The sequence below is a fragment of the Candidatus Brevundimonas phytovorans genome (assembly GCA_029203145.1).
GTDB classification, from domain to species: domain Bacteria; phylum Pseudomonadota; class Alphaproteobacteria; order Caulobacterales; family Caulobacteraceae; genus Brevundimonas; species Brevundimonas phytovorans.
This window is the reverse complement of the sequence record CP119309.1, coordinates 3,052,209-3,070,797: the sequence shown is the minus strand read 5'-3', so window position 1 is coordinate 3,070,797 and position 18,589 is coordinate 3,052,209. Positions and strand designations below refer to the sequence as shown.

21 protein-coding genes and 1 tRNA gene are annotated in these 18,589 nt (G+C 69.6%); 12 read left to right on the top strand and 10 right to left on the bottom strand.

The annotated features are described in order from the left end of the window. Positions 1-33: 33 nt before the first annotated feature. The 5 genes from P0Y52_15060 to P0Y52_15040 form a co-directional block, all read right to left on the bottom strand. A complete protein-coding gene (locus P0Y52_15060; GenBank protein ID WEK57837.1) occupies positions 34-273 on the bottom strand; it encodes a hypothetical protein in 240 nt (79 codons plus the stop codon). Between the two features lie 72 nt (positions 274-345). Next, the gene (locus P0Y52_15055) at positions 346-906 is read right to left on the bottom strand and encodes a DsbE family thiol:disulfide interchange protein (protein WEK57836.1); all 561 of its coding nucleotides are present in this window, start codon (positions 904-906) and stop codon (positions 346-348) included. Next, positions 903-1,055: a heme exporter protein CcmD gene (gene ccmD, locus P0Y52_15050; protein ID WEK57835.1), complete on the bottom strand. Its 153-nt coding sequence runs from the start codon at positions 1,053-1,055 to the stop codon at positions 903-905. The genes P0Y52_15055 and ccmD overlap by 4 nt, the downstream gene beginning before the upstream one ends. 11 nt (positions 1,056-1,066) lie before the next feature. After that, positions 1,067-1,786 carry a heme ABC transporter permease gene (locus P0Y52_15045; protein ID WEK59511.1) on the bottom strand — a complete coding sequence of 240 codons (720 nt, stop codon included), beginning with the start codon at positions 1,784-1,786 and terminating at the stop codon, positions 1,067-1,069. A 78-nt stretch (positions 1,787-1,864) separates the two neighbouring features. Beyond that, positions 1,865-2,890, bottom strand: coding sequence for an adenosine kinase (locus P0Y52_15040; GenBank protein ID WEK57834.1), 1,026 nt, complete (start codon positions 2,888-2,890; stop codon positions 1,865-1,867). A 97-nt stretch (positions 2,891-2,987) separates the two neighbouring features. Here P0Y52_15040 and P0Y52_15035 point away from each other — a divergent pair, with 97 nt between their 5' ends. Next, the gene (locus tag P0Y52_15035; protein ID WEK57833.1) at positions 2,988-3,878 is read left to right on the top strand and encodes a transporter; all 891 of its coding nucleotides are present in this window, start codon (positions 2,988-2,990) and stop codon (positions 3,876-3,878) included. A gap of 169 nt (positions 3,879-4,047) precedes the next feature. Here P0Y52_15035 and nth read toward each other — a convergent pair whose 3' ends face one another. Continuing rightward, a complete protein-coding gene (gene nth, locus P0Y52_15030) occupies positions 4,048-4,803 on the bottom strand; it encodes an endonuclease III (GenBank protein WEK57832.1) in 756 nt (251 codons plus the stop codon). 138 nt (positions 4,804-4,941) lie between these two features. On the opposite strand from nth, the gene P0Y52_15025 reads away from it, so the two are divergent. From P0Y52_15025 to P0Y52_15000, 6 genes are all read left to right on the top strand, one after another. Further along, on the top strand, positions 4,942-6,054 hold the full coding sequence (locus P0Y52_15025) for an HlyD family secretion protein (protein ID WEK57831.1): 1,113 nt from the start codon (positions 4,942-4,944) through the stop codon (positions 6,052-6,054). After that, on the top strand, positions 6,051-7,640 hold the full coding sequence (locus P0Y52_15020) for a DHA2 family efflux MFS transporter permease subunit (GenBank protein WEK57830.1): 1,590 nt from the start codon (positions 6,051-6,053) through the stop codon (positions 7,638-7,640). Before P0Y52_15025 ends, P0Y52_15020 begins: the two co-directional genes overlap by 4 nt. A 1-nt stretch (position 7,641) precedes the next feature. Beyond that, the gene (locus P0Y52_15015; GenBank protein WEK57829.1) at positions 7,642-8,241 is read left to right on the top strand and encodes a TetR/AcrR family transcriptional regulator; all 600 of its coding nucleotides are present in this window, start codon (positions 7,642-7,644) and stop codon (positions 8,239-8,241) included. Between the two features lie 84 nt (positions 8,242-8,325). Continuing rightward, the gene (locus P0Y52_15010) at positions 8,326-9,138 is read left to right on the top strand and encodes a creatininase family protein (GenBank protein WEK57828.1); all 813 of its coding nucleotides are present in this window, start codon (positions 8,326-8,328) and stop codon (positions 9,136-9,138) included. Positions 9,139-9,193: 55 nt separating this feature from the next. Next, entirely contained in the window at positions 9,194-9,655 is a 462-nt protein-coding gene (locus P0Y52_15005) for a phasin family protein (GenBank protein ID WEK57827.1), read from the top strand. A 70-nt stretch (positions 9,656-9,725) separates the two neighbouring features. Further along, positions 9,726-9,887 (top strand): hypothetical protein, encoded by a 162-nt coding sequence (locus tag P0Y52_15000; GenBank protein ID WEK57826.1) that lies wholly within the window; start codon positions 9,726-9,728, stop codon positions 9,885-9,887. A 147-nt stretch (positions 9,888-10,034) separates the two neighbouring features. Here the strand turns inward: P0Y52_15000 and P0Y52_14995 are convergent, their stop codons facing one another. The 3 genes from P0Y52_14995 to tsaD form a co-directional block, all read right to left on the bottom strand. Further along, on the bottom strand, positions 10,035-10,358 hold the full coding sequence (locus P0Y52_14995; GenBank protein ID WEK59510.1) for a Rieske 2Fe-2S domain-containing protein: 324 nt from the start codon (positions 10,356-10,358) through the stop codon (positions 10,035-10,037). A 74-nt stretch (positions 10,359-10,432) separates the two neighbouring features. Then, positions 10,433-11,431, bottom strand: coding sequence for an NAD(P)-dependent glycerol-3-phosphate dehydrogenase (locus P0Y52_14990; GenBank protein ID WEK57825.1), 999 nt, complete (start codon positions 11,429-11,431; stop codon positions 10,433-10,435). Positions 11,432-11,472: 41 nt separating this feature from the next. Further along, positions 11,473-12,642 (bottom strand): tRNA (adenosine(37)-N6)-threonylcarbamoyltransferase complex transferase subunit TsaD, encoded by a 1,170-nt coding sequence (tsaD, locus tag P0Y52_14985; GenBank protein ID WEK57824.1) that lies wholly within the window; start codon positions 12,640-12,642, stop codon positions 11,473-11,475. A gap of 50 nt (positions 12,643-12,692) precedes the next feature. On the opposite strand from tsaD, the gene hemC reads away from it, so the two are divergent. From hemC to P0Y52_14960, 5 genes are all read left to right on the top strand, one after another. Next, entirely contained in the window at positions 12,693-13,643 is a 951-nt protein-coding gene (gene hemC, locus P0Y52_14980) for a hydroxymethylbilane synthase (protein ID WEK57823.1), read from the top strand. Positions 13,644-13,646: 3 nt separating this feature from the next. Beyond that, positions 13,647-14,342 (top strand): uroporphyrinogen-III synthase, encoded by a 696-nt coding sequence (locus P0Y52_14975; GenBank protein ID WEK57822.1) that lies wholly within the window; start codon positions 13,647-13,649, stop codon positions 14,340-14,342. Between the two features lie 50 nt (positions 14,343-14,392). Beyond that, positions 14,393-14,468, top strand: a tRNA-Thr gene (locus P0Y52_14970). A 170-nt stretch (positions 14,469-14,638) separates the two neighbouring features. Further along, complete coding sequence (gene metK / locus P0Y52_14965) at positions 14,639-15,835, top strand: methionine adenosyltransferase (GenBank protein WEK57821.1); 1,197 nt, start codon at positions 14,639-14,641, stop codon at positions 15,833-15,835. 174 nt (positions 15,836-16,009) lie between these two features. Then, entirely contained in the window at positions 16,010-17,257 is a 1,248-nt protein-coding gene (locus P0Y52_14960) for an argininosuccinate synthase (protein ID WEK57820.1), read from the top strand. An 11-nt stretch (positions 17,258-17,268) separates the two neighbouring features. On the opposite strand, the gene P0Y52_14955 is transcribed toward P0Y52_14960, so the two are convergent. Further along, on the bottom strand, positions 17,269-18,570 hold the full coding sequence (locus tag P0Y52_14955) for a PQQ-dependent sugar dehydrogenase (GenBank protein ID WEK57819.1): 1,302 nt from the start codon (positions 18,568-18,570) through the stop codon (positions 17,269-17,271). Between the last annotated feature and the right edge of the window lie 19 nt (positions 18,571-18,589).

Sequence of the window (18,589 nt, the reverse complement as noted above, 5' to 3'; positions counted from 1 at the left end):
GGGACAAGCCCGAGGGTGACGGTTGTTATGGGGTCAGACCCGGATATCCAGCAGCGAGCCCGGCCGCTGATAGCGCGTGGCCGAGGGCGGCTCCTGCGTCTGCACCGACCGCACCGGCGTGTCCGCCCGCGCCTGAACCGGAGCGGCGGCGGGCGTCGGCGCGCTGATCCCCATGGCCGCGCGGAAGAAGGCGGACTGGGAGGTTCTCAAGGCATGGGCCGCGCCGCCTGCGGGAGGCGGGAAGGCCGGGCGGTCTGAAGGAATCGCGGACATGGGCCGACGATCCGCTCAAACGGTCTAGATATGGTTAATGCGCGATTCACCGTGTTTCGCGCCGAGGTCGCTCTACCGAACCGGCGTCTTCAGCGCGTCGACCAGCTTCTGCAGATCAGCCTCGGTCAGGATCGGTCCCGACGACTTGGCGACGATGGTGCCGTAGGCGTCCACCGCAAAGCTCTCGGGCACGCCCGAGACGCCGAAGTCCAGCCCCGCCCGCCCCTCGCGGTCCACCAGCACGAGGGCATAGGGATCGCCCAGTTCGTCGAGGAAGGCGCGGGTGGCGATGGGGTCGTCCTTGTAAGCCACGCCGACGACGTTGACGCCCTGGGCCTTCAGCTTCAGCAGCTGCGGATGCTCCAGCCGGCAGGGCGCGCACCAGCTGGCGAACAGGTTGACGATCATCGGCTTGCCGACGCCCGCCGTCTTCAGGTCCAGACGCTGATCGGTCTCCACGTCGCCTTGCAGGATGGGCAGGACCGTTTGCGGGATGGGCTGACCGACCAGGGCGTCGGGCTTGTAGGACCGGCCCTCGCCCGGCGCGCCGGACAGGTGGCCCAGCTGGATCATCATGAAAACGCCCAGGGCGGCCAGCGCGGCGATGGGGATCAGGGCGAACCAGCGGTTCATTTGCGCGTCTCTTCCAGACGCGCCAGCTCGCGCTTCCAGCGCCGGGCGGCGACCAGGGCGCGGATCGAAATGGCCGCGAGCGCCACCGCGCTGATCGCCCAGGACGACCAGACGAAGACGCCGTAGGGGCTCATGTCGAGATCCAGCATCGGCGTCTCCTTCAGGCTTCTTGGGCGGCGCGGGCGCGTAAGGACAGGACGCGGCGACGACGCACCTCGGTACGGATCGACGTCACCCAGATGGCCCCGAACAGCATCCCGTAGGCCGCCATCATGGTCAGCAGGGGCGTAAGGTAGGCCGGGTCCAGACTGGTCCCGCCCGCGCGCAGCAACGAGGCCGGCTGATGCAGGGTGTTCCACCAGTCGACCGAGAACTTGACGATGGGCAGGTTGATCAGCCCGACCAGACCGAGCACCGCCGCGGCGCGGCCAGCTTTTTGCTCATCGTCGATCGAGGCGCGCAGGGCCATGTAGCCGAGGTAGAACAGGAACAGCACCAGCACGCTGGTCAGCCGCGCGTCCCACACCCACCAGGTCCCCCACATGGGCTGGCCCCACAGCGAACCGGTGATCAGGGCCAGACCCGTCAGCACCGCGCCCGGCAGGGCGGCGGCGCGGGCGGCGGCGTCGGCCAGCGGGTGACGAAACACCAGGGCGAAGAAGCTGGACACGCCCAGCGCCGCATAGGCGCCCAGCCCCAGGGTCGCGGCGGGCACATGGATGAACATGATCCGCACCGTGTCGCCCTGCTGATAGTCGGCGGGGGCGGTAAAGCTGAGCCAGGTCCCCACGGCCAGCAGGACGACCGCCAGCCCCCACAGAACCGGCGTGACCGGGCGGGTGAAGCGCATGAAGCGGTCGGGATTGGCGAGGCCGAACATGGTCCGCCGATTACGCGGCGCGACGGGGAACGGCAAGCCGCGCGTGGCGCCTGGCCGCGATCAGAGCTTGGGCCGCGATCAGAGCGTGAGGCCGTGCTGAGCCGCCAGGGCCTCCAGCTTGACCATCGGACGCGGGCCCCAGTGGGCGATGACTTCCGAGGCGGCCAGCGAACCCAGGGCTCCGGCCTCGGCCAGCGACAGGCCGCGCGCCAGACCCAGCAGGACGCCGGCGGCGTACTGGTCGCCCGCCCCCGTGGTGTCGACGACCTTGTCGACGGGGAAGGCGGCGATCTCGACCCGCTCGTCGCCACGGAACAGCACCGAGCCGGCGGCGCCGCGCGTCACGGCAGCGACCTCGACGATGCGGCCCAGATGGGCGGCGGCAGTGTCGAAGTCCTCGGTCTCGAACAGGGCGTGCAGTTCGCCCTCATTGGCCAGAACGATGTCCGCCGAGGCTTCGATGAAGGCCAGCAGTTCGGCGCGCCAGCGGTGGACGACGAAGCTGTCCGACAGGGTGATGGCGACCTTGCGGCCCGCCGCATGGGCGGCGGCGGCGGCGGCCTCGAAGGCGGCGCGGGCCGGGGCCGGGTCGAACAGATAGCCTTCCAGATAGACGATCTCGCTGGCGCCGATCAGGTCGGCGTCGATGTCGGCCGTGGTCAGCTGGTTGGCGGCGCCGAGGAAGGTGCACATGGTGCGCTGGGCGTCGGGCGTGACGTTGATCAGGCAGCGGCCGGTGCCGAAGCCCGAACCGGCGCCGCCTTCCAGAACCGGGGTGTCGAAGTGGACGCCGGCGGCGCGGATGTCGTGGCTGAAGACCTCGCCCAGCGTGTCCTCGGCCACCTTGCCGATATAGGCGGCGCGACCGCCGAACGAGCCGACGCCCGCCACGGTGTTGCCGGCCGACCCGCCCGAGGCCTCGACCCCCGCCGCCATGGCGTCATAGAGCATGGCGCTCTGATCTTCGTCGACCAGCTGCATCGAGCCGGCGACCAGCTTGTGCGCGTCGAGGAAGGCGGGCTCGCACGGGCTCAGCACGTCGACGATGGCGTTGCCGACGGCGCAGACGTCGAAGCGGGCGGAGGAGATGGCGGTCTGGGTCATGCGCGCCCCATAGCGGGCGAACGGTCCTGACGCCAGCGCCGGGCTTTTCGAGGCCCGCGAAAACAGCCTATGCAGGTCCCTTCAAGGAGCCGCCTGCATGACCGACGTCGCCGTCCTGACCCCTGATCCCGCTGACCCCTCCTACGCCGGACAATGGCCGGGCGTGCTGGACCGGCTGGCGGCGGCCCTGGCCACGGCGGGCGTCAAGGCTCGACCCACGCCCTGGACCGATCATGTCGAGAGCGCCCACGGCCTGATGGACTTTCCCCTGGTCCTGCCGCTGATCGTCTGGGGCTACCACCGCGACCACGCCGCCTGGATGCAGGCCTGCGCCACCTGGGCCGAGGCGGGCGCGCCCCTGGCCAATCCTGCCGAGGTGCTGCGCTGGAACTCCGACAAGCGCTATCTGGCCAGGCTGGCGGAGAAGGGCGTGGCCATCCCGCCGACCATCTGGACCGACCACGCCAGCCCCGCCGTGGTCGAGGCCGCCTTCGCCGCCACCGGCGCCGAGCAACTGATCGTCAAGCCGACCGTGTCCGGCGGCGCCTGGCGGACGCTGAAGGTGGCGGCTGGCGATCTGCTGGAAGAGGTGCTGACCGAGGCGCCGGAAGGCGGCGCCATGATCCAGCCCTTCCTGCCGACCATCGGCACGGCAGGCGAAACCTCGTTGCTCTTCTTCGGCGGCGAGCTGAGCCACGTCGTCAACAAGCGCCCGGCCCACGCCGACGAGTTCCGCATCCAGGTCCAGTACGGCGGCCAGTATCAGCGTCTGGATCAGGCCCCCGAGGGCGCGCTGGCTCTGGCCGAGCGCACGCTGGCCGCCATCGACGAGCCGCTTCTCTACGCCCGCATCGACATGGTGCCCGACGCCGACGGCCAGTGGCTGCTGATGGAGGCCGAACTGATCGAGCCCGACTTCTATCTCAGCGCCGCCCCCGAGGCCGGCGCGCGGTTTGGCCGCGCCGTGGCGGATCGGCTGGGGCTGTAAATTATCTTCCGTCATCCTCCGGCAAGCGGCGTAGCCGCGCAGACCGGGGGACCCAGCGGCGCGCGCGAGCGCGACCCTGTCACAGCCGCTTCGTAAGAAAGATCGCCTTCGGCGCCGCTGGGTCCCCCGGTCGCCCTGCGGGCGCCGGAGGATGACGAAAAGGGATTGCTCAGATCCCTGTGAACGCCGCCCGCGACGGGCACAGGTCGGCGATCACGCAGGCCGCACACTTGGGCCGCTGCGCCAGGCAGGTGTAGCGCCCATGCAGGATCAGCCAGTGGTGCGCCTTCGGCAGCCAGGCCTCGGGCACGACCTTGTGCAACTGCGCCTCCACCTTGTCCGGCGTCGCGGCGTTGGCCAGCCCCAGCCGATGCGAGACGCGAAAGACGTGGGTGTCCACCGCAATGGCCGGCTCGATGCCCAGTTCGTTCAGCACCACGCTGGCGGTCTTGCGCCCTACGCCGGGCAGGGCCTGAAGGTCGGCGCGGTTCAGCGGGACCTCGCCGCCGTGCTGCTCGACCAGCATCCGGGCTGCGGCGATGACGTTCCTCGCCTTGGTGCGATAGAGGCCGATGGAGGAAATCAGCGGGATCAGCCCCTCCTCGCCCAGGGCCAGCATCTTCTGCGGCGTGTCGGCGACGGCGAACAGCGCCTTGGTCGCCTTGTTGACTCCCACGTCGGTCGCCTGGGCCGACAGGGCGACGGCCACCACCAGGGTGTAGGGATTGACGAAATCCAGCTCGGTCTTGGGGTCGGGCATGACCCCCGACAGGCGGACAAAGATCTCCTCGACCCGGTCCTCGTCCGGCGGCCAGCCGATCACCGCCCCGACCGGCGCCGTCTTCGGCGCGCGCGATCGCTTGCCCTTGGGCGGCGTCAGGCCAGCACGGACAGCCTTGGAGGGGGAACGGGGACGAGCAGCCATATCTTCGCTTCGCCTCCCGGCGGGCGCAGGTCAACCGGGCGGAATCGACACGGTGCGACGAAATCGCGCAGCCGCCTCTTGATTTATGGACGCACCTGTCCATTTTACGGCCCGAAATCGAAGCGAGCTGTCTCCCCCATGGCCCTCCCCGCCCCTCTCAAGAAACGCCTGCCCCTGATCGTCGGCGGCGTCGTCGTCGTCGCCCTCCTCGTCGGAGGCGTCTTCTGGTGGCAGGGCAAACAACGCTGGGAGGCGACCGACAACGCCTTCGTCCAGGCCGATACGGTTCTGGTCAGCCCGCGCATCAGCGGCGCGGTGATCGAGGTCCTGGTCAAGGACAACCAGCGCGTCGAGGCCGGGCAGATCCTGGCCCGTCTGGACGACGCCGACGCCCGCGCCGCCCTGGCCCAGGCCCAGGCCAACCTGGCCGCCCTGACCGCCGCCGTGGCCAATGTCGACGCCCGCGCCGAACAGGAACAGGCCACCATCGCCGAAAAGGCCGCCGCCGTGACCCAGGCTCAGGCCCAGGCCGGTCTGGCCCACGCCGAGGTCGACCGCTACGGCAAGCTGGCCGCCCAGGGCTGGGTGTCGCAACAGCGGATCGAGACCCAGCGCGCCACCGCCGCCACCGCCCGCGCCTCGGTCGCCCAGGCCCAGGCTGCTCTGACCGCTGAACAGCGCGCCTCGACCGTGCTCGGCTCGACCCGCAACCAGAGCGTCGCCGCGGTCGAACAGGCTCGCGCCCTGGTCGAACAGGCCCAGCTGACCCTGGACCGCACCGTCATCCGCGCCCCCGTGGCCGGGGTCGTCGGCGCCCGCGGCGTGCGCGTCGGCCAGGTGGTCCAGGCCGGCGGACAGATGATGTCGATCGTGCCGCTGCAGGACACCTATGTCGTCGCCAACTTCAAGGAGACCCAGGTGGGCCGGATGCGCCTGGGCCAGCAGGTCGAGATCAAGGCCGACGCCTTCCCCGGCCAGTCCATCGTCGGCCACATCGACAGCTTCGCCCCGGCCACGGGCTCGGAGTTCGCCCTGATCCCGGTCGAGAACGCCACCGGCAACTTCACCAAGATCACCCAGCGCGTGCCCGTCCGCATCGTCGTCGACCGCCGCGCCTCGGGCGAGCCCATCGCCCTGCGCCCCGGTCTTTCGGTCGAGGTCAAGGTGGATCTCAAGAGCCAGGGCGGCGCCGCCTTCGCCGACGCCCATCTGAGTCAGGTGGCCGTCGCCTCTCTGGACACGGGTCGGTGAGAGACGGCGTCCTTCCTGCGGACGCCCCGGCGGTCGCAGACAAGCCCGAGATCAACTGGACCGTCCTGCTGCTCGGCTTCGCCGGCATGGTCATCGGCCAGTTCATGGCCATTCTGGACATCCAGATCGTCGCCGCCTCCCTGCCCCAGATTCAGGCCGGGATCGGCGCCTCCGCCGACGAGATCAGCTGGATTCAGACCGCCTATCTGATCCCCGAGGTCGTGATGATCCCCTTGTCGGGATACCTGTCGCGGCTGTGGGGCACGCAGAAGCTGTTCCTGGCCTCCTGCGCCGGCTTCCTGGCCATGAGCGTGATCGTCGGCCTGTCATCGTCGGTGGAGATGATGATCTTCTTCCGGGCGCTGCAGGGATTCCTCGGCGGGGCCATGATCCCGACCGTCTTCGCCGTGGCCTTCACCGCCTTTCCGCCGGAGAAGCGCGTCACCGCCAGCGTCATCATGGGCCTGATCGTCACCCTGGCTCCCACGGTCGGCCCGACCCTGGGCGGGCATCTGACCGAGGCGCTCAGCTGGCGCTGGCTCTTCTTCATCAACGTCTTCCCCGGCGTCCTGGTCCTCTTTCTGGTCAGCCGCTACGCCCATTTCGACAAGGGCGACCCCAGCCTGTCCAAGGGCTTCGACTGGTGGGGCCTGGGCCTGATGGCCGCCTTCCTGATGAGCCTGCAATTCGTGCTGGAGGAAGGCTCCAAGAACGACTGGCTGGCCGACGATCACATCCTGCTGCTCAGCGTGGTCGCGGCGATCTGCGGCCCGGCCTTCATCTGGCGCTCGCTGACCTATTTCAACCCGATCGTGGAGTTGCGCGCCTTCGCCAACCGCAACTTCGTGGTCGGGGTGGTGATGACCTTCATCGTCGGGGCGGCCCTGTTCGGCGGCACCTTCCTGATGCCGCTGTTTCTTGGACGGGTGCGCGACTATTCGGCGGCCGAGGTCGGCACCACCATGGTGGTCTCAGGTCTGGCCATGTTCGCCACCGCGCCCTTCGCCGGGCGCCTGGTGCGCAAGGTCGATCCGCGCATCCTGATGTTCTTTGGCTTCATGCTGTGCGCCTGGGGCATGTGGGACGCCCGTCTGGTGACGGGAGAGTGGGGCTTCTGGGAGTTCGCCTCGGTCCAGGCTGTGCGCGGCTGCGGCGTCATGATCGCCATGATCGCCTCGCAGCAGGTGACCATGTCCACCCTGCCGCCGCACATGGTCAAGAACGCCTCGGGGCTGGTGAACCTGTCGCGCAATGTCGGCGGCGCCTTCGGTCTGGCCATCCTCAACACCTCCCTGACCCAGAATACGGCCCTGCACATGGTCGAGCTGACCAGCGGCATCGACCAGACCAATGCGGGCGTGCGCGGCCTGATCGCCGGAATGGCCGAACGCTTCTCAGGCTCCATCGACCCGCACGCCTCGGCGATGAAGGCCATCTATGGGATGTTGCAGCGTCAGGCGACGACCCTGGCCTTCGGCGACGCCTTCGCCCTGCTGGCGGTGGCCTGCGCCTGCGCCGCCTTCGTCACCCTGCTGTCCAAGCCCGGCAAGCCGAACCCCTCGGCGGAACCGTCGGAGATGCACTGACATGCCCCGCGCGCCCGGTCAGGTCGACGAGCACAAGAGCGCCGCCATCCTTCAGGCGGCCTCGGACCTGTTTGTCGAAAAGGGCGCCCAGGCCTCGATGACCGAGATCGCGCGCCGGGCGGGGGTGTCGAAACAGACCCTCTACAACCGCTTTCCGACCAAGATCGACATCGCCCGCGCTCTGGCGGCCCAGCGCTCGGACGCGATCACCGCCCCGCTGAAATCCGGGGCCGAGCCGGAAGCGGTTCTGGCCGCCATCGCCGAGACCCTGATCCGCAAGATCTGCCGCGAGGGCAAGGGCGCCTCCCTGCGCGGGGTGGCCCTGATGTCGCCCGAAGCGCCCGAACTGGCCCGCGCCATCTACGACGCCGGACCGGGCGAGAGCGTGCGTCGCATCGCCGCCTGGCTGGCCGAGCAGGACCGGCTGGGCCGGCTGTCCGTGCCCGATCCGGCGGCGGCCGCCGAAATGTTCGCCGGCATGACCCTGGGCCACGGCCATCTGCGCTCGGTCCTGGGCCTGCCCCACCCTCACCCGGATCAGGCCCCGGCGCGCGCCCGCGAGACGGCCCGGCGCTTCATTCGCGCCTTCGCCCCGAACTAGGCTGCCTCAGGTCGCTCGTGTTTGGCCGCTGAGCCGGATGGGCGTAAAGCGCCGGGATCTGTCTGCCCCCTCGCGGAGTTCCCCATGCTGATCCACCTGTCGTCCTGGCCCGAAATCGACGCCCGCCTGAAGTCCGGCGCCGCCCTGTCCAAGACGGTCATCGTGCCGATCGGCTCGAACGAGCAGCATGGCCCCACCGGCCTCCTCGGCACCGACTGGCTCTGCCCCGAGATCATCGCCCACGCCGCCGAGAAGGGCGACGAGAACCTGATCATCGCCCCGACCTTCAACATCGGCATGGCCCAGCATCACCTGGCCTTCGCCGGGACCATCTCCTTGCGCCCCTCGACCTTCATGGCCGCCATCACCGACTGGGTGGCCTCGCTGGCCCGTCACGGCTTCGAGCGCATCTATTTCCTCAACGGCCACGGCGGCAATGTCGCCACCATCGAGGCCACCTTCGCCGAGATCTACGCCGACTGGTCCTTTGGCAAGGCCGGCCTCACGCAGCCGAGCGCCGCGCGCGAGGCGGTAGGCCAAGAATATGGGCAGCCGCCCTTCGTGCTGAAGCTGCGCAACTGGTGGGACCTCCCCGGCGTGCACAAGCTGTGCGAGGACATCTTCCCGGTCGGCCACGGCGCCCACGCCACCCCGTCGGAGATCGCCGTCACCCAGGCCGCCTATCCCGACCACATCAAGATCGCCGACTACAGCCCCAGGATCGCCCCCAACGGCCCGATCCGCGACGCGCTCGACTACCGCGCCCGCTTCCCCGACGGCCGCATCGGTTCGGACCCGGCCCAGGCCAGCCCGGAAAAAGGCCAGCGCATCATCGACGCCGCCATCCCGGCGCTGATCCAGGACGTCTCGGCCTTCGCCGCCGAAGTCCTTCCCTGAATGTGACGGGCCTGTTCTGCTTGCCCGGCAGGCGGAACAGGCCCACGGTCCCTGCATGAACCCCATTGATCGCGCCGCCCGCACCGCCCGCGCCGGACAGGAGACCGCGGAGGCCTCGGCCCAGGTCATCGCCCGTCGTCTGGCCATCATGGGCGAGGCCCTGGCCGATCCGCTGCGCGCCGATCACGCCGAGCTGAGCCGGATGGGCGTGGAAAAGGTCGAGGCCCTGACCGCCTCTGCGGGCGCCGTGGCCACGGGCGCGCTGGACCTGGCCGATCAGGGCCGCCGCATCGCCGACCGCGAAGGGCTTGAGGCCTCGGCCCACATGGCCCGGCTGTCGCGCGCCGACAGTCTGGCCGGCGCCGCCGCCCTCCAGACCGCCTGGGGCATGGGCGTCTGGTCGCGCGCCCTGTCCGACAGCTGGGACATGGGCGAAGCCCTGCTGAAGATGCAGGCCCAGGCCCTGTCGCCCATCCACGCCGCCGCCGTGGCCAACGCCAAACGCCTGAAGCCCTAGCTCAAATCGCCGTGATGGAACGCCGCCTGCCGGGCGGTGTTGCTTGCGGGTGTCCCACAAGGAGCCCGACATGGCCGAAGACCCGAAAAAGACCGACCCCCATCCCGGCATGATGGGCGACGGCACCGAAGAGCAGAATCTCAACCAGCCCGGTGATCCGTCCAAGCGGATCACCGAGGAAGAGGTCGACGACGCCTTCACCAAGGACCCGAAGATCGTCCCGAAGAAGTAGGCGCTCCCTTCCGCTCATCCCGGCGGACGCCGGGATCCAGTCCTTTGGCGGCGAGCGCCTCCGTAACCTCGGAAAGCAGCGTCATCGGTAGTGTTTGTCGTTCTCACTGGATTCCGGCGTCCGCCGGAATGAACGGAGAGATTGCTTTCAAGCGGTGCGGATGATCCCGCCCCCGGCCTCGACCGGCCAGGGCGTCAGCTTGCCGCCCGCGCAGGGTCCGCCGACACAGGTGCCCGACAGCGGCTCGAACACCGCCCCATGCCAGCCGCACATAATCAGCGAACCATCCGGCGTCAGATAGCGGTCCAGCTCCATGGCGATGGGGAAGCCCGCGTGCGGGCAACGGTCGACCCATCCGGCGATCTCGCCGTCCTTCTTCACCACAAAGCCGTGGAAGAAGGCCTCGCCGATCTGGAGCACGAAGCCGCGCGAGCCGGGGTCGGCGATGTCGGCCTCGGCGCACAGGGCCACGTTCGGCGGCGTCTTCCAGACGCGCTTGCGCTCTTCCGGCGCCGCTTGCGCCGCCGCATCCACCGGCTCGGACACTATTCGCGTTCGGGCTTGAGCGGCCGGGTCAGCAGGGCCTCGATGGCCGCATCCACCGTGGTCTCGCCCGCCAGGACGGCGGCGACGGCCTCGCAGATGGGGGTTTCGACGCCCAGCTTGCGCGTCAGTTCGCGGACGGCCGGCGCGCTCTCATAGCCCTCGGCCACGGAGCGCTTGCCGGCCAGGGCCTGTTCAACGCTCATGCCCTGGCCCAGGGCCAGGCCCAGGCTCATGTTGCGCGACTGCGGGCTGGAGCAGGTCAGGACCAGGTCGCCGAGACCGCAGAGACCAGCGACCGTCTCGGCCTTGCCGCCCAGGGCGATCGCCACGCGGGTCATTTCAGCGAAGCCGCGCGTGATGACGGCGGCGTGGGCGCTGCGGCCCAGTTCCCGGCCCTCGACGATGCCGCAGGCGATGGCCAGGACGTTCTTCAGCGCCCCGCCGGTCTCGGCCCCGATCAGGTCGTCGGCCAGATAGGGGCGGAAGACCGGCCCCGACAGGGCCGTGGCCAGAGCGACCGCCATGGCCTCGTCCTCGCAGGCCAGGGTCACGGCGCTGGGCAGGCCGCGCGCCACCTCGGCGGCGAAGCTGGGCCCCGACAGGACGGCGGGGATGGCCGAGGGAATCGTCTCGGCCAAAACTTCCGTCATCAGCTTCAGCGAGCCGCGCTCAATGCCCTTGGCGCACAGGACGATGGGCAGACCGGGACGGGCATAGGGCGCAAAGGCGGTCAGCGTCGCCCGCATGTGCTGGGCCGGCGGCACCGCCAGAATCAGATCGCAGTCGGCCAGATCGGCCAGGTCCGACGTCACGTTGATGGCCGAGTCCAGCTCGATCCCCGGCAGGAAGGCGTCGTTCATCCGCCGCGCGCGGATGCTCTCGATCACCTCAGGCTCGCGCGCCTGGAGGACGACCGCGAGGCCCGCCGCTGCTGCGCTCTGCGCCAGGGCCGTGCCCCAGGCGCCGCCGCCGATTACGCCTGCCGTGTGAAATTCCATGTCTTCTCCGGTCCCCCGACCACCGCTCGAACCCCGGCTGATCAAGCCTTGGCGCCCTTGCGGCCCGTTTTCTTGTGCACAGGATCGGCGTTCGCGCGCGCCTCGTCCAGAGGCCATCGTGGCCGGGCGGCGACATCAATGTCCGAGGTCAGGCCTTTTTCCAACCGTTCCGCCCCCGCCAGGGCGATCATGGCGGCGTTGTCGGTGCAGTAAACCATCGGCGGCGCCAGGAAGCTGAAACCATGCTTCGTCGCCAGATCCTCCAGCGTGCGCCGGATGGTCTTGTTGGCCGCAACGCCCCCGGCGACGACGAAATGAAGCGACTCATGCGCCTCGGCATAGGCGACCATGGCCCGCTCGGTCCGCTCCGACAGCTGGCGCGCAATCGCCTTCTGCACCGCGTCGGCCAGATCGGCCCGGTCCTGATCGCTCTCGCAGGTCTGGGCCAGCCGCGAGGCCGCCGTCTTCAGCCCCGAGAAGGAGAAGTCGCAGTCCTTCCTCCCCAGCAGCGCCCTCGGCAGATCAAAGCGCGAGCCGTCGCCGGACGCCGCCAGCTTCTCCAGCGCCGGCCCGCCGGGATAGCCCAGCCCCATGGCCTTGGCGATCTTGTCGAAGGCCTCGCCCGCCGCGTCGTCGATGGTGGTGCCCAGCCGGCTCATGTCGCCGATGCCGCGCACCTCCAGCAGCTGACAGTGCCCGCCCGAGACCAGCAGCAGCAGGAAGGGATAGGACGTCTCCGCCCCCAGCCGCGCCGACACCGCATGGCCCTCCAGATGATTGACCGCGATCAGCGGCAGGCCGCGCGCCAAGGCCACCGCCTTGCCGTAGGACAGCCCCACCATGACCCCGCCGACCAGACCAGGCCCCGCCGTGGCCGCCACCCCGTCCAGGGCGGCGTAGTCGATCCCGGCCTCGCTCATGGCCCGGCGCGCCACCCCGTCGATCATCTCGACATGGCTGCGGGCGGCGATTTCCGGCACCACCCCGCCAAAGGCCGCGTGCTCGTCGATCTGGCTGTGAATGACGCTGGACAGGACCTCGGCCCCGGCCGCCGTCAGGCGCACCACCGAGGCGGCGGTCTCGTCGCAGCTGGTCTCCAGACCCAGGACAATCAGCCCGGCGCCAGGGGCGCGGCCTTCAGCCTCACGCGCGCCAGGGTCGAGCTTGGTTGCCCCCGTGGTCCCGCTGCTATAGTCCGCGCCAGTGTTCATCGGGTCGAGGTAGCGGCCCGGTTCCCCTTTCGCAACGGCTGCGCGACCTCATGACCCCGCTTCTTCGCATCGGCACCCGCCGCTCCAAGCTGGCGCTGGCCCAGTCCGGCATGATGCAGCGCGCCATCGGCCGCGCGCTCGGCGTGGCCGAGGACCAGATCGAACAACTGGTCCCCCTGGTCGAGATCGTCACCACCGGCGACCGCATTCACGACCGCCGCCTGCTGGAAGTCGGCGGCAAGGCCCTGTTCACCAAGGAAATCGAGGAGGCCCTGCTCGACCGCCGCGTCGATGTCGCCATCCACTCGATGAAGGACGTCCCCGCCGAACAGCCCGAGGGCCTGGCCATCGCCGCCGTGCCGGAACGCGAAGACGCCCGCGACGGCTTCATCAGCGAACAGTTCTCCACCTTCGTCGACCTGCCCCACGGCGCCCGCCTCGGCACCGCCTCGCTGCGGCGTCAGGCCCAGGCCCTGTCGCTCCGCCCCGACCTGCAGATCGAGATGCTGCGCGGCAATGTCGACACCCGGCTCAAGCGGCTCAAGGAGGGCGATTTCGACGCCATCCTGCTGGCCTGCTCCGGCCTCAACCGTCTCGGCCTCTCGGAAGTCATCCGCGAGCGCCTGTCGCTCGACGCCTTCCTGCCCGCCCCCGGTCAGGGCGCCCTGGCCATCCAGACGCGCGAAGGCGACGCCGACGCCGACTGGACCCAGGTCCTCAACCACGACCTGACATCGCTCGCCGTGGCCGCCGAGCGCGGCGCCATGACCGCGCTGGAAGGCTCGTGCCGCACGGCCATCGGCGCCTATGCCCGGATCGAGGGCGACGTGCTGCGCCTGACCACGGAAATGCTCAGCCCCGACGGCTCGGCCCGCTGGCGCCGCGCCGGAGAAATCTCGGGCGTGTCCGCCACGACCGCCCTCGACGACGCCCGTTCGCTGGGCTTGCGCCTCGGCGCCGAGGTCCAGGCCGAGGCCGGCGACCAGAAGATCGACCTCTAGGCCATGCGGCCGATCCGCCGCGTCTGGATCACCCGCGCCCAGCCCGGCGCCGCGCGCACCGCCGCCCGGCTGACGACGCTCGGGTTCACGCCCGTCGTCGCGCCGCTGCTGACCCTGCGCCCCCTGCCCGAGGCCCTTGGCGCCGCGCCCGACTTCGCCACGGTCGCCGCCCTGGCCTTCACCAGCCCCAACGGCGTCGCGGCCTTCGCCGCCCTGACGCCCCTGCTTCGCGCCCTGCCGGTCTTCGCCGTCGGCGACGCGACCGCCGAGGCCGCCCGCGACGCCGGCTTCGCCGACGCCCGCTCGGCCGCCGGCGACATCCACGCCCTCGCCCGCCTCATCGCCGCCAGTCCGGTCCAGGGCCTGATCCTCGCCCCCGGCGCCCGCGAGCCCGCTGGCGACCTGCCCGCCTTGCTGCCCGACCGCCAGGTCCTGCGCCTGCCGGTCTACGCCGCCGAAGAAACCGACGCCGCCGCCCCCGCAGACTTCGACGCCGTCCTGATCCATTCCCCCCGCGCCGCCCGCGCGCTCGCGGCGATCCTGACGCCGGACGCCGCCGCAGACCGCCTCGCCGTCTGCATCTCCGCCGCCGCCGCCGCCCCGCTCGCCGCCTTCAGCTTCACCGAAATTCGCACCGCCGGCGCGCCCGATGAAACATCCCTGCTGACAGCGCTTGGCAAGTCCGCCGGACCCGTATAAAGACCCCACCTCGCGCGGCTCTCCGACACATGTCCGAGCCGCCGACCGGAGCCGCTTTAGCTCAGCCGGTAGAGCACATCATTCGTAATGATGGGGTCAGGTGTTCGAGTCACCTAAGCGGCACCACTTCCTTCCAGACAGTGAGATCAGAAGCCCCGGCCTCGGCCGCAGCGTCATTCGCTGCGCTCTGAGCGTCGGTGCGGCTGGATGATTCCGCGCTACATTTCGGTCATCACTTGAACGTATAAGCATATCTTTATATGTCTGTCGGCCTCACCGTCTTGCAGGAGCCTGCCTTGGCCCGTTCGTCCTTCCTCTTCACGTCCGAGAGCGTCTCGGAAGGCCACCCCGACAAGGTCGCGGATCAGATTTCCGACGCCATCGTCGACCTCTTCCTGTCCAAGGACCCCGAGGCGCGCGTGGCGTGCGAGACCCTGACCACGACCAACCTGGTGGTGATCGCCGGCGAAATCCGCGGTCAGGGCATCATGGACACCGAGGGCAACTGGGCCCCGGGCGTCGAGCAGGAGATCGAAGACACGGTGCGCGGCGTCGTGCGCGACATCGGCTATGAGCAGGACGGCTTCCACTGGAAGACCTTCCAGTTCCAGAACCACCTGCACCCGCAATCGGCCCACATCGCGCAAGGCGTCGACGCCGGCGAGGACAAGGACGAGGGCGCGGGCGATCAGGGCATCATGTTCGGCTACGCCTCGAACGAGACGCCCGAGCTGATGCCGGCCACCCTGCAATACAGCCACAACATCCTGAAGGCCCTGGCCGACGCCCGTCACGCCGGGACCGAGCCGGGCCTGGAGCCCGACGCCAAGAGCCAGGTCACGCTCTATTACGAAGACGGCCGCCCGGTGCGCGCCGCCTCGATCGTCGTCTCGACCCAGCACAAGGCCAACCTGAGCCAGGCCCAGGTCGCCGCCATCGTCAAACCCTATGTCGAGAAGGTGCTGCCGGAAGGCTTCATCACCGCCGAGACCGAGTGGCACATCAACCCGACCGGCACCTTCGTCATCGGCGGGCCGGATGGCGACGCGGGCCTGACGGGGCGCAAGATCATCGTCGACACCTACGGCGGCGCGGCCCCGCACGGCGGCGGTGCCTTCTCGGGCAAGGACCCGACCAAGGTCGACCGTTCGGCCGCCTATGCCTGCCGCTACCTGGCCAAGAACGTGGTGGCCGCAGGGCTCGCCGACCGCTGCACCATCCAGATCTCCTACGCCATCGGCGTGGCCAAGCCCCTGTCGGTCCACGTCGACCTGCACGGCACGGGCAAGATCGACGCCGCCGTTCTGGAAGCCGAACTGCCCAAGCTGATCGGCGGCGCCACGCCGCGCGCCATCCGCGAGCACCTGGGCCTGAACAAGCCCATCTATCGCCGCAGCGCCGCCTATGGCCACTTCGGCCGCACGCCCGACGCCGACGGCGGTTTCAGCTGGGAGAAGACCGATCTGGTCGACCAGCTCAAGGCCCTCGTCTGAGGCTCTTGATCGGCGGAAGAATGAAGGGCGTCGCGGCTTCGATCGCGGCGCCTTTTTCACATCTGCCGCGCCTCCCCTCGGGCACGACACAATCATGCCCTTGCATCAGGGGGCGTCTGGTCCTTTAAGCGCGCCAGACACGCCTCCCCGCGTCCCGAAAGGATTTTTCCACCCATGACCTCGCCCGCCCCCCAAGACCGGCCGATCAAGAAAGTCGTCCTCGCCTATTCGGGCGGGCTGGACACGTCGATCATCCTGAAATGGCTCCAGACCGAATACGGCGCCGAGGTCATCACCTTCACCGCCGACCTGGGTCAGGGCGAAGAGCTGGCCCCGGCCAAGGAAAAGGCGCTGAAGCTGGGCATCAAGCCCGAGAACATCTTCATCGACGACCTGCGCGAAGAGTTCGTGCGCGACTTCGTCTTCCCCATGTTCCGCGCCAACGCCCTCTATGAAGGCCAGTACCTGCTCGGCACCTCGATCGCGCGTCCGCTGATCGCCAAGCGCCAGATCGAGATCGCGCGCCAGCTGGGCGCCGACGCCGTCTGTCACGGCGCCACCGGCAAGGGCAACGACCAGGTCCGCTTCGAGCTGGGCTACTACGCCCTGAACCCCGACATCCACGTCATCGCCCCGTGGCGCGAGTGGGAGTTCCGCAGCCGCGAGGCCCTGCTGGCCTTCGCCGAGAAGCACCAGATCCCGATCAGCAAGGACAAGCGCGGCGAGGCCCCCTTCTCGGTCGACGCCAACCTTCTGCACTCCTCGTCCGAGGGCAAGGTGCTGGAAGACCCCGCCGTCGAGGCCCCCGAGTTCGTGCACCAGCGCACCATCTCGCCGGAAGCCGCCCCGGACGTGGCCACCGTCATCACCATCGGCTTTGAAAAGGGCGACGCCGTCTCGATCAACGGCGAGGCCATGTCGCCGGCGACCCTGCTGACCGCGCTGAACCAGTACGGCCACGACAACGGCATCGGTCGTCTGGACCTGGTCGAAAACCGCTTCGTCGGCATGAAGTCGCGCGGCGTCTATGAGACCCCGGGCGGCACGATCCTGCTGGCGGCGCACCGCGGCATCGAGTCCATCACCCTGGACGGCGGCGCCATGCACCTGAAGGACGAACTGGCGGTCAAGTACGCCCACCTCGTCTACAACGGCTTCTGGTTCTCGCCCGAGCGCGAGATGCTGCAGGCCGCCATCGACTACAGCCAGCAGAAGGTGTCCGGGACGGTCACGGTCAAGCTCTACAAGGGCAACGCCACCGTCATCGGCCGCGAGAGCGAGAACAGCCTCTACGATCAGGACCTGGTGACCTTCGAAGAAGGCGTCCAGGCCTATGACCACCACGACGCCGAGGGCTTCATCAAGCTGAACGCCCTGCGTCTGCGGGTGCTGGCCAAGCGCGACGCCCGCACCAAGGGCTAGGCCCTAAAGCCTTAAGGCCGGGCGATCCTCAGGATCGCCCGGCTGCGGTCGTCCGTGACCCAGATCGAACCGTCGGCGGCGACCGCCATGACCACCGGCGAGCCGCGCGGCTGACGCCCTGCAATACGATCCCAGCCCGGCGTCAGCACCCTGCCCTTCACGCTCGGCGCCCCGGCCGGGTAGGCCAGCGACCCGCGCGGATAGAGGGCGTATCGCCCGCCGACGTCCGTCAGCGGAACACCGGCCGCATCCGTCTCCACCGCCGTGATCCGGCCCGCCGTGCGGCGATAGCCGTGCCAGGTCATCAGCAGACGCCCGCGCAGCTGCGGGAACATCGCCCCCTCGTAATAGATCATGTCCAGCGGCGCGGCGTGCGGCGGCAGCAGGGCGACGGGCCGATCCCGCTCGCCGCAACGCGCCTGACGCGCGGACCAACCCGGCAGCGGCGTGGCCAGGTCGACGCAGTAGGGCCAGCCGTAATGCCCGCCCTGCCGCAGCACATTCACCTCGTCGAACGGATGCTCGGGCGTGGTCAGATCGACCGAGTTCTCAGCCTGCAACACCGTCCCCGACGGGTGGCGCGCCAGGGCGATGGAATTCCTCAGGCCGCTGGCGAAGACCGTGCTCTCCGCGGCCCAGCGGCCATTCCCCAGATAGGCGTGGCGACGGACCTGGGCGGTGGCCGCGTCCTCGACGCAGGCCCCGCGCGCGTCGACCTTGGGCTTGCCCGCCGCGTCCAGACAGCGGTCGCTGGGCGCCCCGACATTGACCAGCAGGTCGCCATTGCCGTCGAAGACAAAGCTCGACAGCGGGTGACGGTTGTCGTGCAGCCGGTTGTCCGGCAGGTCCCCGATCACGGTGCGTACGCTTAGCCCCGGATCCGCCGCGTCCGGGTCCAGCGTCAGGATGCGGTTCATCTCCGACACATAGATGCGCCCATCCGGCCCGCGCGCCACCGTGTGCGGCATCGACAGACCACGCGCCAGATGCCGCCAGCGCACCGCGCCGTCGCTGGCGAACGACAGCCGCCAGACCGCCCCCTTGCCGGCCTCCCAACCGCCCAGATCCGTGACCAGCCAGTCGCCGTCGGCCAGTTGCATCAAGCCGCGCGGCATCCCGGGGCCGTCCGTCCCCGCGCCCTGCCAGACCAGCCCCAGACAGAAGTCCGGCGCCATCCGCACCGTCGTCGCGGGCCGTCCGCCACAGTCCCCGCTGACGGCATAGCTTCGCTCCGGCGCGGCGGCCTGGACGCCGTTCGTCGTCAAGACGGACGCGATGACGGCCGTGGCTATGGTCAATGTCCTGATGCGCATGAGCGGGCCCTTCCGTCGC

Excerpts from the sequence above, each read along its gene's own strand:
- P0Y52_14990 (WEK57825.1), bottom strand. The coding sequence starts at position 11,431 with ATGGAATTTCACACGGCAGGCGTAATCGGCGGCGGCGCCTGGGGCACG.
- hemC (WEK57823.1), top strand. The coding sequence starts at position 12,693 with ATGACCCCGCTTCTTCGCATCGGCACCCGCCGCTCCAAGCTGGCGCTG.
- P0Y52_15040 (WEK57834.1), bottom strand. The coding sequence starts at position 2,890 with ATGACCCAGACCGCCATCTCCTCCGCCCGCTTCGACGTCTGCGCCGTC.
- ccmD (WEK57835.1), bottom strand. The coding sequence starts at position 1,055 with ATGCTGGATCTCGACATGAGCCCCTACGGCGTCTTCGTCTGGTCGTCC.
- tsaD (WEK57824.1), bottom strand. The coding sequence starts at position 12,642 with ATGAACACTGGCGCGGACTATAGCAGCGGGACCACGGGGGCAACCAAG.
- P0Y52_15035 (WEK57833.1), top strand. The coding sequence starts at position 2,988 with ATGACCGACGTCGCCGTCCTGACCCCTGATCCCGCTGACCCCTCCTAC.
- P0Y52_14955 (WEK57819.1), bottom strand. The coding sequence starts at position 18,570 with ATGCGCATCAGGACATTGACCATAGCCACGGCCGTCATCGCGTCCGTC.
- nth (WEK57832.1), bottom strand. The coding sequence starts at position 4,803 with ATGGCTGCTCGTCCCCGTTCCCCCTCCAAGGCTGTCCGTGCTGGCCTG.
- P0Y52_15060 (WEK57837.1), bottom strand. The coding sequence starts at position 273 with ATGTCCGCGATTCCTTCAGACCGCCCGGCCTTCCCGCCTCCCGCAGGC.
- P0Y52_14960 (WEK57820.1), top strand. The coding sequence starts at position 16,010 with ATGACCTCGCCCGCCCCCCAAGACCGGCCGATCAAGAAAGTCGTCCTC.
- P0Y52_15055 (WEK57836.1), bottom strand. The coding sequence starts at position 906 with ATGAACCGCTGGTTCGCCCTGATCCCCATCGCCGCGCTGGCCGCCCTG.
- P0Y52_15045 (WEK59511.1), bottom strand. The coding sequence starts at position 1,786 with ATGTTCGGCCTCGCCAATCCCGACCGCTTCATGCGCTTCACCCGCCCG.
- P0Y52_14975 (WEK57822.1), top strand. The coding sequence starts at position 13,647 with ATGCGGCCGATCCGCCGCGTCTGGATCACCCGCGCCCAGCCCGGCGCC.
- P0Y52_15025 (WEK57831.1), top strand. The coding sequence starts at position 4,942 with ATGGCCCTCCCCGCCCCTCTCAAGAAACGCCTGCCCCTGATCGTCGGC.
- P0Y52_15000 (WEK57826.1), top strand. The coding sequence starts at position 9,726 with ATGGCCGAAGACCCGAAAAAGACCGACCCCCATCCCGGCATGATGGGC.
- P0Y52_15015 (WEK57829.1), top strand. The coding sequence starts at position 7,642 with ATGCCCCGCGCGCCCGGTCAGGTCGACGAGCACAAGAGCGCCGCCATC.
- P0Y52_15010 (WEK57828.1), top strand. The coding sequence starts at position 8,326 with ATGCTGATCCACCTGTCGTCCTGGCCCGAAATCGACGCCCGCCTGAAG.
- P0Y52_15005 (WEK57827.1), top strand. The coding sequence starts at position 9,194 with ATGAACCCCATTGATCGCGCCGCCCGCACCGCCCGCGCCGGACAGGAG.